The organism is Paracoccus maritimus (assembly GCF_025195095.1).
GTDB lineage: Bacteria > Pseudomonadota > Alphaproteobacteria > Rhodobacterales > Rhodobacteraceae > Paracoccus > Paracoccus maritimus.
In genome coordinates this window covers 16,186-31,817 of the sequence record NZ_JANAVZ010000006.1, presented here as the reverse complement: position 1 = coordinate 31,817, position 15,632 = coordinate 16,186, and the positions used below count along the sequence as shown (strand labels likewise).

The 15,632-nt window shown below is 63.6% G+C and carries 12 protein-coding genes; all 12 read left to right on the top strand.

The window, feature by feature from the left end:
• Window positions 1–9 precede the first annotated feature (9 nt).
• Entirely contained in the window at window positions 10–2,019 is a 2,010-nt protein-coding gene (locus tag MU516_RS11450; protein ID WP_260277342.1) for a C1 family peptidase, read from the top strand.
• Between the two features lie 12 nt (window positions 2,020–2,031).
• On the top strand, window positions 2,032–3,900 hold the full coding sequence (locus MU516_RS11445) for a caspase family protein (protein WP_260277341.1): 1,869 nt from the start codon (window positions 2,032–2,034) through the stop codon (window positions 3,898–3,900).
• Between the two features lie 188 nt (window positions 3,901–4,088).
• Window positions 4,089–5,132 (top strand): NAD(P)-dependent alcohol dehydrogenase, encoded by a 1,044-nt coding sequence (locus MU516_RS11440; protein WP_260277340.1) that lies wholly within the window; start codon window positions 4,089–4,091, stop codon window positions 5,130–5,132.
• Between the two features lie 416 nt (window positions 5,133–5,548).
• Complete coding sequence (locus MU516_RS11435) at window positions 5,549–6,433, top strand: helix-turn-helix domain-containing protein (RefSeq protein ID WP_209055965.1); 885 nt, start codon at window positions 5,549–5,551, stop codon at window positions 6,431–6,433.
• Window positions 6,434–6,529: 96 nt separating this feature from the next.
• The gene (locus tag MU516_RS11430; protein WP_260277339.1) at window positions 6,530–7,450 is read left to right on the top strand and encodes an ABC transporter substrate-binding protein; all 921 of its coding nucleotides are present in this window, start codon (window positions 6,530–6,532) and stop codon (window positions 7,448–7,450) included.
• A 57-nt stretch (window positions 7,451–7,507) separates the two neighbouring features.
• The gene (locus MU516_RS11425) at window positions 7,508–9,010 is read left to right on the top strand and encodes a sugar ABC transporter ATP-binding protein (protein ID WP_260277338.1); all 1,503 of its coding nucleotides are present in this window, start codon (window positions 7,508–7,510) and stop codon (window positions 9,008–9,010) included.
• Window positions 9,000–9,977, top strand: coding sequence for an ABC transporter permease (locus tag MU516_RS11420; RefSeq protein WP_260277337.1), 978 nt, complete (start codon window positions 9,000–9,002; stop codon window positions 9,975–9,977). The genes MU516_RS11425 and MU516_RS11420 overlap by 11 nt, the downstream gene beginning before the upstream one ends.
• Window positions 9,978–10,038: 61 nt before the next feature.
• Window positions 10,039–11,670: an FGGY-family carbohydrate kinase gene (locus tag MU516_RS11415; RefSeq protein WP_260277336.1), complete on the top strand. Its 1,632-nt coding sequence runs from the start codon at window positions 10,039–10,041 to the stop codon at window positions 11,668–11,670.
• A 61-nt stretch (window positions 11,671–11,731) separates the two neighbouring features.
• Window positions 11,732–12,457 (top strand): SDR family oxidoreductase, encoded by a 726-nt coding sequence (locus MU516_RS11410; RefSeq protein ID WP_260277335.1) that lies wholly within the window; start codon window positions 11,732–11,734, stop codon window positions 12,455–12,457.
• A gap of 68 nt (window positions 12,458–12,525) precedes the next feature.
• Entirely contained in the window at window positions 12,526–13,254 is a 729-nt protein-coding gene (locus MU516_RS11405) for an SDR family oxidoreductase (protein WP_260277334.1), read from the top strand.
• Window positions 13,255–13,397: 143 nt separating this feature from the next.
• Window positions 13,398–14,564: a M20 aminoacylase family protein gene (locus MU516_RS11400; RefSeq protein WP_260277333.1), complete on the top strand. Its 1,167-nt coding sequence runs from the start codon at window positions 13,398–13,400 to the stop codon at window positions 14,562–14,564.
• Window positions 14,565–14,709: 145 nt separating this feature from the next.
• Window positions 14,710–15,594, top strand: a complete 885-nt coding sequence (gene purU, locus MU516_RS11395; protein WP_209055973.1) for a formyltetrahydrofolate deformylase — start codon at window positions 14,710–14,712, stop codon at window positions 15,592–15,594.
• The last annotated feature ends 38 nt before the right edge of the window (window positions 15,595–15,632 follow it).

The window sequence follows — 15,632 nt, the reverse complement described above, 5'->3', positions numbered from 1 at the left end:
GGGGGGCAGATGAATGATGGGGCGCTGATCGGATCGACAGGGCAGCCCGCCGGTCACGGGGCCGGCGGACGCACCGCTGGCTGGCACAGCGGATTGTCCCGCGATCCGTCCGATTTGCGCGATCAGATCTATACCCCGACTCTGCGTCTTCTGTCGCCCGAGGCCGATCCGGGCGGGTTCGCCGCCGCCGCGTGTCCCGCCGACGGTTGCCCATCCTATCCGATCCGCAATCAGGGCGATGCGGGCACCTGTGTGGGGCAGGCCCTTGCCAACCTGATCGACATTCACCGCCGACGCGCAAATGTTGCGAATGCGGACCCGGTATCGCCGCAGATGCTGTATCTGATGGCGCGGCGGATCGAGGGGCGCGAGACCAGCGCCGACACCGGCGTTCAGTCGCTGCGTTCGGCGGTCAAGGGATTCTATCATTTCGGCTGCTGCCCGGACAGGATGTGGCCGGACCCGGTCGCGCAGGCCGCCGCCGGTGATCTGCCGTCCGAAATCGAAAGGTACAAGGCCGCGCGGGGGGTGACACTGGGGGCGTATTACCGCGTTCGGCCGATCCTCAACGATTATCACAACGCCCTCGTCGAGGCGGACGGCATTCTTGTCTCGGCCGAGATCCACGATGGTTGGCGCGACGGCGCAGTGTCTGGGTTCGCCGCCGCATCCGCCGACCGGCGCGGCCGTATTCCGGTGTCATCCCGCGGCCTTGGCGCGCATGCCTTCGTGATCCTCGGTTACACCTCCGAGGGATTCCTGGTGCTGAATTCATGGGGCGCCGATTGGGGCGGGTTTCGCGACCGCCCGGGGATCGCGCTTTGGAAATACGAGGACTGGGCGCGCAACGTGATGGATGCCTGGGTGCTGCGACTGGGCGTCCCGGCGCCCGAGGCGTTCCAGTATTCCGTGGGCGACCAGGGCATCAGTTTCGGTGGCGCCGATATCCGCGCGGGGTCCACCGCCTGCCATCAGTTGCTGGGCCATTTCGCCCATCTTGACGACGGTGTGCATGTCGAACGCGGCAGCTACGCGACCTCTCGCGACTATGTCGCCCAGACGACCGACCGATTGCGCAAGCGTAGTAAACGCGATCGCAAGCCGGTGCTGCTGTCGGTCAGCGGCTCGCTGATGGGAATGAAGGACGCTTTCGACTTCGAGGCGCGTCGGCGCCAATGCGTCGAGGATATCTGCGGCATGTATCCCTATGCCGTCCTGTGGTGCAACGATCTGATCGAAAGCGCGACACCGGTGCTGACCCATCTGTTCTCGACTGCGGTGCAGCGGGTCGGACCGCACAGCGACCGCCTGAACGCCGAGATCGAAAAGGTCACCGCCGGGATCGGCCGCGCGTTCTGGCGCGAAATCGAGCGTGCCGCAAGAACCGCCGGTCGCCATGTCACAAAGGGAACAGATGGCGCGGCGGCCGAAATATTCGACCGTTTCGCCGCAGCCCGCACGCCGCTGCATCTGGTGATCGAAGGTGCCGGCGCCCTGCTGATCGCAGAATATCTCGAGTCGTTGAATTCGGACACCGGCAACGCCGCCGAAAACCGCCGCCGTAAGAAACTGGCCGAACGGTTCCATGCAGCCGTCGCCTCGATCGATTTGATTGCGCCCGTGATGGAAGCCCCGCGTTTCCAGTCGGCGTTCGGACCTCTGATCCGTGGGCTGTCGGTCCGCAAACCGGGACGCGCGACGCTGTGGGTTCCAACACGGCCCTTCGAGGAACGGCTGTCCATAGACCACTATGCGGGTTCGATGCTGGATCTTGTCCTGTACAGTTTTCAGGGGCGGTCGCGCGATGCCCGGCTTGTCGGCATGTCGCGCCAGCGATCTGGCATTGCGCAGTTATGTGGTCCCGGCGGCGCGCTGCAGGGATTGCGCATCGGGCCGATCCGCCCGCGTGTGCCCGGACGGCGGCGCTATGAATATCACGAAGTCAGTATCAACCTTGCCTGTCACACGATGATCCTGCGCCATCTTGCAAGGATCGGTGAGGCCGGCGCGCAGCAGTGAAAGGACAACGCCATGGCGCGCGCGAAGAAACCCTCGAACGACAAGCCTCGTGAGGCTGCTGCCGGCGGCCCGGACGGCAGGCTGACGCTGGAGCAACTGGCCGAGATGGTCGCCGATCCGGCCACCGCGCCCGGCGATCTGGAACCCTATTTCCGCGTCGCCGAGGATCAGGGCGCGGCCTTCGATCCCGTGGTCGAGATCAATACCGATACGGTCCATGTCCCCGACACCGCCGAGGGCCGTTCGCGCAGCGCGCTGATCCTGAACGGTGCGAACTGGCTGGAACGGAATGGCAGGCAAAGCCGGTTCTATCGCCTTCTGTCCAAGGGGACCTACACAGGCCCGGTAATCGTCGAAGAGGGCGACAGCTGGTTCCAGTATCCTTTCAAGCTGTGGGACGTGATCGACGTGCTGATGGAGAAATATGCCGTCCTGTCGCTGAGTGCGGGCGGGGACACGCTGGAGAACATGGTTCGCAGGGCCGAGTATCGAAAGGCGCTGCAATCCTCTCAGGCCTCGATCCTGCTGCTGTCCGCAGGTGGCAACGATCTGGTTGCGAACGGGAATCTGGCGACGCATCTGCGGGCTTTCGATGCAGGGCTGCAACCGGCCGAATATCTGCTGAGCAGTTTCGACCAGTTGATCGGCAGGACCATGGCGCTTTATGACATGATCTTTCGCGATGTCGCGCAGCGTTTCCCGCAGGTTCAGGTGGTCTGCCACGGCTATGACTATCCGATTCCCGACAAGGGCCGCTGGCTGGGACAGCCCATGGCCACGCGCGGGATCGTCGATCCGCAATTGCAGGTGTCCATCGCCAAGGTAATGATGGATCGATTCAACATCTCTCTTGCACGATTGGCGCGTAGCCATGCGCATGTGCATTTTCTGGATCTGCGTGGGGTTGTGGGACGGCAGGGCTGGTCCGACGAACTGCATCCGAAGAATGCCGGCTATCGTCGTGTCGGCGATATCTTCGCGGCGCAGATCGACAGGTTGTCGCGCCCACGAAGCCGCGGTGCTTCACGGTCCGATCGCCCGCGCGCGATGTCGTTGCATCTGGGGCTGAACAACGCCGATCCGGCGCATTACGGGGCCGAGCTTTCGCCGCTGGAATTCTGCATCGCGGACGCCGAAGCCATGGCCGAACTGGCGGGAAGCCGGGGCTTTGCGCCGATCTTGCTGACGGATGCGGCCGCGACACGGGATGCCCTGAAAGAGGCGATGGCCAAGGCCGCGACGGACCTGCAACCCGGCGAGACCTTCATGTTCACCTATGCGGGGCACGGCGGGCAACTGCCGGATTTCAACGGTGATGAAATGGGCGGTCCAGACATGGACCGGCTGGACGAGACGCTGTGCCTGTTCGACGGGCAGTTCGTCGATGACGAGTTGTTCGCGCTGTGGTCGCAGTTCCGCGAAGGCGTGCGCGTTCTGGCCGTCTTCGACAGCTGCCATTCGGGCAGCGTCGTCCGGGCGCCCGCGACGCTGGACGCAGGACCGACAGTCACCGCGCGGCGGATGACGCTGGGGGCTGCATCAAGGGTTTTTCGTAAGAACGAGGCCTTTTATCGCGGTCTGCCGGGCGTCGGCGCGGCACCCGATCCGGCAATCGTCAATCGCGAACTGGACTATCCGGTGGCGGCTTGCGTGGTGCAGCTTTCTGCCTGCCAGTCCAATCAACTGGCGACCGAAAGCCTCGGGCACGGCCGTTTTACAGATACCATGCTGGAGGTCCTGGGGGCTTCGCCGCAGATCTATGGATACAAGGCGCTTATGGACCGGATCGCGTCGCGCATGCCGCCCGAACAGACGCCGAAATACTGGCGTGTCGGCGCCGAGGATGCATCCTTCGAAAGCCAGTTGGTCTTCTCGGTCTAGACCGACAGGCGGATCGTGGCCGGGGCTGATAGATTTTTTCCGTTCCCGCGAAATTCCGCCTCGAACGCGGGTGAGGGGGATTTACAGCTCGTGCGCGACGCGACAGGCTTTCCGGCGTCAACGATGCTGCGTGCAGTTTTGGCGGCCCGACCCCGTCGGACCACGCGCCGCGAATGGGAGGAACTGAAATGGCCGAGGCACTTGTTCTTGAACGCAAGGGGGAGTTGGCGCTGCGCGACATCGCTTTGCCGGATCAACTGGGTCCGCAGGACGTGCGCATTGCCGTGCACACCGTCGGGGTCTGTGGCTCGGACGTGCATTTCTACACGCATGGCAAGATCGGCCCCTTCGTCGTGAAGGAACCCATGATCCTGGGTCACGAGGCGTCGGGCACCGTTGTCCAGACCGGGGCGGATGTGCAGCATCTGAAGGTGGGCGACCGGGTCTGCATGGAGCCAGGCATCCCTGATCCGACCTCGCGGGCCTCGCGCCTCGGGATCTACAACGTCGACCCGGCGGTGACCTTCTGGGCGACGCCGCCGGTGCATGGCTGCCTGACGCCGCATGTGATCCATCCGGCGGCCTTCACCTTCAAGCTGCCGGACACCATGTCCTTCGCCGAAGGGGCGATGGTCGAGCCCTTCGCCATCGGCATGCAAAGCGCGCTGCGGGCCCGCATCCAGCCGGGTGACGTCGGGCTTGTGACAGGTGCCGGTCCGATCGGCATGATGACGGCGCTGGCGGCGCTGGCGGGGGGCTGCGCCAAGGTCTATGTGGCCGATCTGGCACAACCCAAGCTGGACATCATCGGAGCATATGACGGCATCGAGACCATCAATATTCGTCAGCAGCCGGCTGCCGAGGCGATTGCCGAGGCCACCGACGGCTGGGGGGCCGATGTGGTGTTCGAATGTTCCGGCGCGGCCCCCGCGGTCCTTGGTCTGCCGGCACTTGCGCGCCCCGGTGGCGCAATCGTGCTGGTCGGCATGCCGGTCGATCCGGTCCCGGTCGATATCGTGGGCCTGCAGGCCAAGGAATTGCGGGTCGAGACTGTGTTCCGCTATGCCAATATCTATGATCGGGCCATCGCGCTGATCGGGGCTGGGAAGGTCGATCTGAAGCCGCTGATATCGGCCACGCTGCCTTTCTCGGACAGCGTCGCGGCTTTCGATAGGGCCGTCGAGGCCCGCGAAACGGACGTGAAGATCCAGATCAGAATGCCCGAGGCCTGACAGGCCGCAAACCCTCGTATCATGGAACTATGTGACTGGCCCCGGCGTGCCGACGCCGGGGCCCTTGGTTTTGCGCTGCCATCCGGTCGTGACTTGATATGAAGAAAAAGTATAGGCGAACATGCGGCTTATCCTGACAATCTACGCGCCTCTTCGTCGGCTAAGTTCCGAAATCCTGCCCGAAATGCGCCCATTCGGGTCCGCCCTTGCAACTTTATTCTGCGCTGCGGCAAGTGCGTGATCTGCAAATTGCTGAAGGGCGTTGATGAAATACAGGCGGTTCGTGTCAAAAAAGTATCAGAAATTTCCGGCTGGTGTCGTGGAGGCACAGCCGTTGCAAGTGCTAGAACGGGAATCGGCGCCACGAGGAGGACCGTTCTTACAAGAACAGGATCCGGCGCGGGAAGGAGGAGATCATGCAGCCCGATCTGGAGCTGGTTCACATCAGGAAAGGCGAATCCTTCGCCGCGTGGAAGCATGGCTATCCCTTCCGGACGGTGCGCTGGCACTATCATCCCGAATACGAAATCCATCAGGTCGTCGCCACGTCGGGCAAGTTCTACATCGGTGACCATGTCGGCGAATTCGCGCCCGGCCAACTGATCATGACGGGACCGAACCTGCCGCAGAACTGGATCAGCGATATCCGCCCCGGCGAGATCGTTCCACAACGCACCCAGGTCATCCAGTTCCCCGAGAGTTTCATCGATGGGGCGCTTGCGACCTTTCCCGAGCTGGACGCCGCGAGACATCTGCTGGACCGCAGCCGGCGTGGGGTCCTTTTCGGCGACGATACCGCGCAAGCGGTACGTCCCCTGATCCGCCGCCTGATCGACGCGCGCGGCACGCGACGCCTTGGGCTTTTCTTCGAGATCCTCGATCTGATGGTGAACGCACCGCAGGCGCAGACGCTGGCCAGTCTCAGCTTCGTCCTGGATCTGGAAAAGGCCGAGGAATCGGACATGAACCGCGCCATCGCCCATCTGCGCGATAACCTGAACGAACCGCTGAGCGAGGCCGAGCTTGCCGAATTGACCGGCCAGAGCCAAAGCGCCTTCTCGCGGTCATTCAAGCGCCATACCGGCACGACGCTGGTCCGCTATCGCAACCAGCTTCGGATCGATCTGGCCTGTCACATGCTGCTGTCCGACCCCGACACCAAGGTGGCGGACATCTGCTTCGAGGTCGGCTTCTCGAACCTGTCGAACTTCAACCGGCATTTCCTGAAGCTGAAGAACATGTCGCCGTCCGAATTCAGGGCAACATTCGCGGCCAACAACACGGTGCGCATGGCCAGCTAGGACGACCATTCACCCTTTCCCAGTTTTCCATCGTTGCAGGCAGCATGTCGGCAGCGTGCGGAAAAGACGTGCCATCTTCATCAACGGGAGGAACCCATGAAGACATTCTTGAAAACCGCATCCATCGCGACCATCGCGCTTGCCACGTCGGCCGGATTGGCCGCCGCGCAGGACGACGGACCGCTGAAAATCGGCATGACGTTCCAGGAAATGAACAACCCCTATTTCGTCAGCATGCAAGAGGCGCTGAACGAAGCCGCCGCCCAACTGGGCGCCGAGGTGGTCGTGACCGATGCGGGGCACGACGTCGCCAAGCAGATTTCCGACGTCGAGGACATGCTGCAGCAGGGCATCGACATCCTGCTGGTCAACCCGACCGACAGCGCGGGCATCGAAACCGCCGTCAGGATGGCCAAGGATGCGGGGGCGATCGTCGTTGCGGTGGACGCCAACGCCAACGGTCCGGTCGACAGCTTCGTGGGCTCCAAGAACCGAGACGCGGGGTACCAGTCCTGCAAGTATCTGGCCGAGGCGCTGGGGGGCGAAGGCGAAGTCGCGATACTCGACGGCATCCCGGTCGTGCCGATCCTTGAACGTGTCGAAGGCTGCAAGGCCGCGCTGGAAGAAGCCGAAGGCATCACGCTGGTCGATACCCAGAACGGCCGTCAGGACCGTTCGGTTGCGCTTGGCGTGGTCGAGAACATGATCCAGTCGCATCCGGACCTTGCTGGCATCTTCTCGGTCAATGACGGCGGCGCGATGGGCGCGCTGGCCGCGATCCAGGGATCGGGCAAGGACATCAAGCTGACCTCGGTCGATGGTGCGCCCGAGGCGGTCGAGGCGATCGCCAAGGGCACGGCGTTCATCGAGACCACTGCCCAGTTCCCGCGCGATCAGGTTCGCATCGGTCTGGCCATGGCGCTGGCCAAGCACTGGGGCGCCCAGGTCGTGCCGGCAGAGGTGCCGATCGACGTGAAGGTTGTCGATGCCGAGAACGCCGAAGGCTTCTCCTGGTAATCTGCGACCGACCGCGCCCGGGCATTCCGGGCGCGGGCTGAAATGGGAGGACGTGACATGCTAGAGATGAGGGGCATCAGAAAGGCCTTCGGGCCGGTCAAGGTGCTGCACGGCGTCGATCTGGAAGTCCGCGCCGGAGAGGTGCACGCCCTTCTGGGCGAGAACGGTGCCGGAAAATCGACGATGATGAAGATCCTGTGCGGCATCCTGAAGGCCGATGAGGGCACCATCCGCATCGACGGCAGGGAACAGGATTTCGCCCATTACGATGACGCCATCGCCGCGGGGGTCGGGATCGTCTTTCAGGAATTCAGCCTCATCCCCTATCTGACCGCGGTCGAGAACATCTTCCTGGGACGCGAGAAGACCACCAGCTTCGGCCTGCTGAACCGCAGGGCCATGCGGACCCGCGCAAGGGAAGTTCTGGGCAAGCTGGGCGTCGATGTGCCGCTTGACGTGCCGGTGGCCGATCTCAGCGTGGCCGAACAGCAATTCGTCGAGATCGCCAAGGCTCTGTCGCTGGATGCGCGCATTCTGGTTCTGGATGAACCGACCGCGACGCTGACGCCCGGCGAGGTCGAACATCTGTTCAAGGTGATGGCCGATCTGCGGCAGCAGGGCGTCGCGATGGTGTTTATTTCGCACCATCTGGACGAGATCTTCGAGATCTGTGACCGGATCACGGTGCTGCGCGATGGCGAATATGTCGGCACGTGCGAGGTCAGCGCGATCGACACCGACCGGCTGGTCGAAATGATGGTCGGACGCAGGATCGAGAACAATTTCCCGCCCAAGCCCACGGCTTTGCCCGACCGGCGCGTGGTCATTGACGCGAAAAATATCCAGCTGCGGAAGAACGGTCCCGTCAGTTCGTTCCAACTGCATCAGGGCGAAATTCTGGGATTCGCCGGTCTGGTCGGTTCCGGACGGACCGAGACCGCGCTGTCGATCATGGGCGCCTATCCGGCCGCCGCAGTCGAGGTCGAGATCAACGGCGACCCGAAACGCCCCGCCAACCCGAAAGAGGCGCTGGAACGCGGCATCGGTCTTTTGCCCGAAAGCCGCAAGGATCAGGGGCTGATCACCTCGTTCTCGATCATGCAGAACGTGTCGGTGAACAATTACGGCAAGTATCGGGCGATGAAGTACTTCCTCGACCTGAAGAAAGAGTTGGAAGCGACCAGAAGCGTGATGAAAGACGTGCAGGTCAAGGCTCCGGGTCCGAATGTCGCCGTGGACACGCTGTCGGGCGGCAACCAGCAGAAGGTCGTCATCGCCCGTTGGCTGAACCACAACACGCCGATCCTGATTTTCGACGAGCCGACACGCGGCATCGACGTCGGCGCCAAGGCAGAGATCTATCAGCTGATGCGCAACCTGACCGAGGACGGATACTCGATCATCATGATCTCGTCCGAACTGCCCGAGGTGATCGGCATGTCGGATCGTGTCTGCGTGTTCCGCAGCGGCGCGATCGTCGCGACCGTCCAGGGCGATGCCATCAATTCCGAAGAAATCATGACCCACGCTACCACGGGGAAAGTCAGATATGTCGCATGAATCCTCACCCGAAGCGCCGCCATCGGCGTGGCAATCCATCCTTGGCGGGCTCAAGCACTCGCCCCTGATCCTGCCGCTGGTCGGCCTGATCGCCGTCTCGACCGTCATGGCATTCGCCAGCGACAATTTCTTCAGCGTGGACAACATCGTCAATGTCCTGCGGCAGCAGTCGATCATCGGCATCCTGGCGATCGGCATGACCTTCGTGATCCTGACCGGCGGGATCGACCTGTCGGTCGGCGCGGTCATGGCGCTGTGCGGTACGCTTGGGGCCGGGGTCATGGTGAACATGGGCATGCCGGGCGTTGCCGGGTTGCTGGCCATGATCGTGGTCGGCGTGCTGTTCGGGGTCTTCAACGGCGTGCTGGTCGCGTGGGGACAGATGCCCGCGATCATCGTGACGCTGGCAACCATGCTGATCGCGCGCGGATTCGGCCTTGTCTATTCCGGCGGTTACCCGATCAGCGGGGTGCCGGGATGGGTCTCGTGGTTCGGCGTTGGCCGCATCGCGGGGGTGCCGGTGCCGATCATCATCATGGTGTTGCTTTACGCCGCGGCCTGGGTGCTGTTGCAGCGCACCTCGTTCGGGCGCCACGTCTATGCGATCGGCGGGAACGAGACGGCAGCGAACCTGTCGGGCGTGAACACCAAGCGGGTCAAGCTGTATGTCTTCATGATCTCGGGCTTCACCTCGGCCATGGCGGCCATCGTCCTGACAGGCCGCCTGATGAGCGGCCAGCCCGGTGCAGGTGTCGCGTTCGAACTGGATGCCATCGCGATGGTGGTTCTGGGCGGCGCCGCCATTTCGGGCGGACGCGGCCTGATCATCGGCACGCTGATCGGCGCGGTGCTGTTGGGGATCATCAACAACGGGCTGAACCTGATGGGCATCAACCCGTATCTGCAGGACGTGATCAAGGGATTCATCATCCTTCTGGCCATCTATATCGGCCGCGAATGGCGCTAGTCGCCGTGGGGGCGGCCCCCTCCCTGCCGCCCCCGAATTTCTTGCAACCGGAGTTCAGCGGATGAGCGATCATTTCATTGGCATCGATGTCGGCACCGGCTCGGCCCGCGCCGGGGTTTTCGACCGGACCGGCAATTTGCTTGCCACCGCCAGGCGCGACATCGACATGCACCGCGCGGGCGTCATCGCAGAACAATCCGGCGATCAGGTTTGGGACGCTGTCTGTGCCGCGACCAGGCAGGCGGTGTCACAGGCGGGCATCCGGCCGGACAGCGTGCGCGGCATCGGGTTCGACGCGACCTGTTCGCTGGTCGTGCGGGGCGTCGATGGCACGGCACTGCCGGTGGGTGATCCGGACCGTCCCGAACGCGACATCATCGTGTGGATGGATCACCGCGCTGTCGAGCAGGCCGAACGGATCAACGCGCAGGGCCATGACGTGCTGCGGTATGTGGGCGGCCGCATCTCGCCCGAGATGGAGACGCCCAAGCTCTTGTGGCTGAAGGAAAACCGGCCCGACATCTATCATGCTGCGGGGCATTTCTTCGACCTGACCGACTTCCTGACATGGAAGGCGACCGGCAGCCTTGCGCGTTCGACCTGCACGGTGACCTGCAAATGGACCTATCTGGCGCATGAAGGGCGCTGGGACCCTGAATATTTCCACGGTATTGGGCTGGGCGATCTTGCACTGGACGGTTTTGCCCGGATCGGCACCGAGGTCGTCGAACCCGGCACCGCGCTGGGGAAGGGGCTGACCCCGGAGGCGGCGCGGCAGATGGCGCTTGACCCCGGCATCGCGGTCGGTGCGGGCCTGATCGACGCGCATGCGGGCGGGATCGGAACGGTCGGCGCGCAGGGCGGCGGCGGCGATCCGACACGCTGTCTGGGATATGTCTTCGGCACCTCGTCCTGCACCATGACGACCACGACCAAGCCTGCCTTCGTGCCGGGCGTCTGGGGGCCCTATTTCTCGGCCATGGTGCCCGGCGCATGGCTGAACGAAGGCGGCCAGTCGGTCGCCGGCGCTGCCATCGATCATCTTGTGACTTTGCATCCAGCCCATGCCGAGGCGAAGGCCCGCGCCGAGGCTGCGGCTATGTCGCTGCCGGCATGGCTGGCCGACACCGCGCTTGACCGGGCAGGGGCCGCCTCGGACGCGGTGATGCTGGCCGGGCAGGTTCATGTGGTCCCGGAATTCCTTGGAAACCGTGCGCCCTTCGCCGATCCGCAGGCGCGGGCGGTGATTGCCGGACAGGATGTCGAAACCGGCTTGGACGGGCTGATCGCGCTGTATGTCGCGGGGATCTGCGGCCTTGGTTACGGCCTTCGCCAGATCATCGAGACACAGGCCATGAACGGTGCGCCGGTGGACAGCATCGCGATCAGCGGCGGCGCGGGACAGCACCCGCTGATCCGCCAGATCCTTGCGGACGCCACCGGCCTGCCCGTCGAGGCGACGGAATGCGCGGAACCTGTCCTTCTGGGATCGGCCATCCTGGGCGCGGTCGCGGCGGGAAGCTTCGACGATATTCACAGCGCGATGCCGGTCATGACGCGTGTGCAGGATCGCTATGTCCCCGTCCAGGGACGGGTCAGGCGGCTTCAGGATGCGCGGTTTGAGGCGTTCCTGACGCTGCAGCGCACGGCGCGTGAAATCCGCCAGAAAACCGCCGAGGCCATATTGACATGACATCCGGGCGTCCCACCGAAAATCGGGCCGCGTCCAACCGAACCATCTTGTGAGGCTTGCAATGGAATTCACTGGAAAATCCGTCATCATCACCGGAGCCGGCAAGGGGATCGGGCGGGCCACCGCACGCTTGCTGGCCGAACGTGGCGCGCAGGTCGTGGCGATCAGCCGCACCGGCGCCGATCTGGACAGCCTGGCCGCCGAAACGGGATCCCGCAGCGTCGTTGCGGATCTGGCCGACCCCGCCGCCGCGCGCCGGGCGATGGCCGACGCCGGAACCTGCGATTTCCTGGTTAACTGCGCCGGCACGAACGTGCTGGAAAGCCTGCTGGAAATGACCGATGCGGGCTATGAGACGGTCATGGGGATCAATCTGCGGACGGCCTTGATCTGCGCGCAGGAATTTGCCCGCGCCCGCGTGGCGGCGGGGGGCGGCGGCGCAATCGTCAACGTCACCAGCATCGCAGGTCATCGCGGCTTTGCCGATCACGTCTGCTATGCCGCCTCGAAGGCAGGGTTGGAGGGCGCGACCCGTGTGATGGCCAGGGAGCTGGGCCCGCATGGTATCCGGGTCACAGCCCTGGCGCCGACCGTGACAATGACCGAACTTGCCGCCGAAGCATGGAGCGATCCGGGAAAGCGCGATCCGATGATGGCGCGCCACCCTTTGGGCCGCTTTGCCGAGGCCGAGGATGTCGCGAAAAGCATCGCCCTGCTGCTGTCACCCGACGCCGCGATGATCACCGGCGCCGTGCTTCCGCTGGACGGCGGCTTTCTGGCCGTCTGATCCCTGAGCCGCCCGCAAAACAACCACAGGATGTGCGGGACATGCCCGCCGAACGAAGGAGACATCGCATGACCAAGGATCTCACCGGCAGGACAGCCGTCGTTACCGGCGCCGCGTCGGGCATAGGACTGTCCACCACCAAGGCGCTGCTTGGCGCCGGCGCGCGCGTTGTCATGGTCGATCGCAACAGCGATGCGCTGGCCGAACTGACCGCCAGCCTGGGCGGCGACACCGTTTCGCAGGTTACGGATCTGCTGGATGCCGACAGTTGCAACGCGATGGTCCCCGAGATCCTTGAGAAGACCGGACAGATCGACATCATCGTGTGCAATGCCGGCAGCTATGTCGGCGGCGATCTGGTCGAGACGAACCCGGCCGCCATCGACCGAATGCTGAACCTGAACGTCAACGCGGTGATGAAGAACGTGCACGCCGTGGCGCCCCACATGATCGAACGCGGCACCGGCGATATTCTGGTGACGTGCTCGATTGCCGGACACGCCCCGATCCATGTCGAACCGGTCTATTCCGCGTCGAAATGGGCGGTGACCTGCTTTGTCCAGACCATGCGCCGGCAGTTGATGGGGCACGGGATTCGCGTCGGTCAGGTCTCGCCCGGCCCGGTGATCTCGGCCCTGCTGTCCGATTGGGAGCCCGAGCGGTTGCAGCGCATGAAGGACGCCGGGGCGCTGATCGAACCGCAAGAAGTATCGGACGCCCTGATGTTCATGCTGACCCGCCCGCGCAACGTCACCATCCGCGACATGATCGTGCTGCCCAGCAATTTCGACATCTGATCGAACCGACCGGCGGTGGCCCGCGGGGTAGGCAAATCTGTCTGCCCCGCCGCCTGGTTCAGGTGAGCTGCCGGGCAGAACGCATCGGCCCACTTGCACACTCTGCACGAAGCCCTCATCCTGTCGGATGAAGGAGACCGATCATGCCCGTCAAGAACCGCTTTGCCGAACTGCTGCCCGAAATCACCGCCTGGCGGCGCGATTTCCACGAACATCCCGAACTTCTGTATGACGTCCATCGAACCGCCGGCAAGGTCGCCGATCTGCTGCGCGAATTCGGCTGCGACGAGGTGACCGAGGGCGTCGGCCGCACCGGCGTCGTCGGCGTCATCCGCGGCAAGACCGACAGCAAGGGCCGGGTGATCGGCCTGCGCGCCGATATGGATGCGCTGCCAATCAACGAACAGACCGGCGTCGAATACGCCTCGAAGACGCCGGGCAAGATGCATGCCTGCGGTCATGACGGCCATACCGCGATGCTGCTGGGGGCCGCGAAATACCTGGCCGAGACGCGCAATTTCGACGGCACCGCCGTCGTGATCTTCCAGCCCGCCGAAGAAGGCGGCGGCGGCGGCGATGCAATGGTCAAGGATGGCCTGATCGAACGTTGGAAAATCGACGAGGTCTACGGGATGCACAACATGCCCGGCGTGCCGACGGGCACATTTGCGATCAAGCCCGGCGCGATGATGGCGGCGGCGGACCAGTTCGACATCACCGTGACCGGCAAGGGCGGTCACGCCGCCAAGCCGCACGACTGCATCGATACCACATTGACCGCCGCGCAGATCATCGTGGCGCTGCAATCCATCGTGTCGCGCAATATCGATCCGCTGCAGAACGCGGTCATCTCGGTCTGCGTCGTCTCGACCGATTCCACGGCGCATAATGTGATCCCGCATGTCGTCAAACTGAAGGGCACCGCCCGCAGCCTTGATCCCGGTGTCCGCGATCAGTTGGAGGAAGGCATCATCCGCGTCGCGACGAATATCGCTGCCGCGATGGGCGCGACCGCCGAGGTGCAGTATGATCGCGGCTACCCAGTGACGATGAACGACGATCAGGCGACCGAATGGGCGGCCGAGGTCGCACGCCAGATCGCCGGCGACGTGAACATGGACATGCAGCCGATGATGGGCGGCGAGGATTTCAGCTATATGCTGAACGAACGTCAGGGCGCCTACATCTTTGTCGGCAACGGCGACACGGCGATGGTTCATCACCCCGCCTATAATTTCAACGACGACGCGATCCCGGCCGGTTCAAGCTGGTATGCCGGCATGATCGAAAGCCGCCTTCCGGCCGCCTGATCGTTCGGTCGGGCGATCGCGCAATGTCGCATGAACGCCCGGCTGTGTCGGAATCGCGATGGAGGTTCCGCGCCATTCGTCCGAAATGCGAACCAGACCGGGCCGTCCATCACGGGCGGCCCTGAATATGCAACGGAGCCCGACCATGAACAGCTATACCCTGCGCGTTACCTGCGCCTCGACCCGTGGCATCGTCGCGGCGATTTCGGGCTTTCTTGCCGCCAAGGACTGCAACATCACCGACAGCGCACAGTTTGATGACATCGAAACCGGCCGCTTCTTCATGCGCATGAGCTTCCGGTCCGAGGGGGGGGTGAGCCTGCAGCAGTTGCGAACCGATTTCGCGCCCATCGCCGAGAAGTTCGGCATGCAGGTCGAGATCGGCGACGATTCGGTGAAGAAGAAGGTGCTGATCATGGTCAGCCGCTTCGGTCACTGTCTGAACGACCTGCTGTATCGCTGGCAGATCGGCGCGCTGCCCATCGACATCGTCGGCGTCATCTCGAACCACCACGAATATCAGAAAGTCGTCGTCAATCACGACATTCCCTTCCACATGATCCGCGTCACCCCCGCGAACAAGCCCGAGGCCGAGGCGCGGCAGATGGAGATCATCGAGGAAACCGGGGCTGAACTGATCGTGCTGGCGCGCTATATGCAGGTTCTGTCGGACCAGATGTGCAAGAAGATGTCGGGCCGGATCATCAATATCCACCATTCCTTCCTGCCGTCATTCAAGGGCGCGAACCCCTACAAGCAGGCCTATGAAAAGGGCGTCAAGCTGATCGGGGCGACCAGCCATTATGTCACCGCCGATCTGGACGAAGGGCCGATCATCGAACAGGACACGGTGCGCGTCACCCATGCGCAGTCGCCCGGCGATTATGTCAGCCTTGGTCGCGACGTCGAAAGCCAGGTCCTGTCGCGTGCGATCCACGCCCATATTCATGGCCGGGTGTTCCTGAACGGCCCGAAAACCGTGGTTTTCCCGGCCTCGCCCGGCAGCTATGTATCTGAACGGATGGGCTGATGGACTGCACGCCGCGCGCAAGTGCCGACAAGGGGCTT

Excerpts from the sequence above, each read along its gene's own strand:
- MU516_RS11400 (WP_260277333.1), top strand. The coding sequence starts at position 13,398 with ATGCCCGTCAAGAACCGCTTTGCCGAACTGCTGCCCGAAATCACCGCC.
- MU516_RS11405 (WP_260277334.1), top strand. The coding sequence starts at position 12,526 with ATGACCAAGGATCTCACCGGCAGGACAGCCGTCGTTACCGGCGCCGCG.
- MU516_RS11430 (WP_260277339.1), top strand. The coding sequence starts at position 6,530 with ATGAAGACATTCTTGAAAACCGCATCCATCGCGACCATCGCGCTTGCC.
- purU (WP_209055973.1), top strand. The coding sequence starts at position 14,710 with ATGAACAGCTATACCCTGCGCGTTACCTGCGCCTCGACCCGTGGCATC.
- MU516_RS11420 (WP_260277337.1), top strand. The coding sequence starts at position 9,000 with ATGTCGCATGAATCCTCACCCGAAGCGCCGCCATCGGCGTGGCAATCC.
- MU516_RS11445 (WP_260277341.1), top strand. The coding sequence starts at position 2,032 with ATGGCGCGCGCGAAGAAACCCTCGAACGACAAGCCTCGTGAGGCTGCT.
- MU516_RS11410 (WP_260277335.1), top strand. The coding sequence starts at position 11,732 with ATGGAATTCACTGGAAAATCCGTCATCATCACCGGAGCCGGCAAGGGG.
- MU516_RS11440 (WP_260277340.1), top strand. The coding sequence starts at position 4,089 with ATGGCCGAGGCACTTGTTCTTGAACGCAAGGGGGAGTTGGCGCTGCGC.
- MU516_RS11415 (WP_260277336.1), top strand. The coding sequence starts at position 10,039 with ATGAGCGATCATTTCATTGGCATCGATGTCGGCACCGGCTCGGCCCGC.
- MU516_RS11450 (WP_260277342.1), top strand. The coding sequence starts at position 10 with ATGAATGATGGGGCGCTGATCGGATCGACAGGGCAGCCCGCCGGTCAC.
- MU516_RS11435 (WP_209055965.1), top strand. The coding sequence starts at position 5,549 with ATGCAGCCCGATCTGGAGCTGGTTCACATCAGGAAAGGCGAATCCTTC.
- MU516_RS11425 (WP_260277338.1), top strand. The coding sequence starts at position 7,508 with ATGCTAGAGATGAGGGGCATCAGAAAGGCCTTCGGGCCGGTCAAGGTG.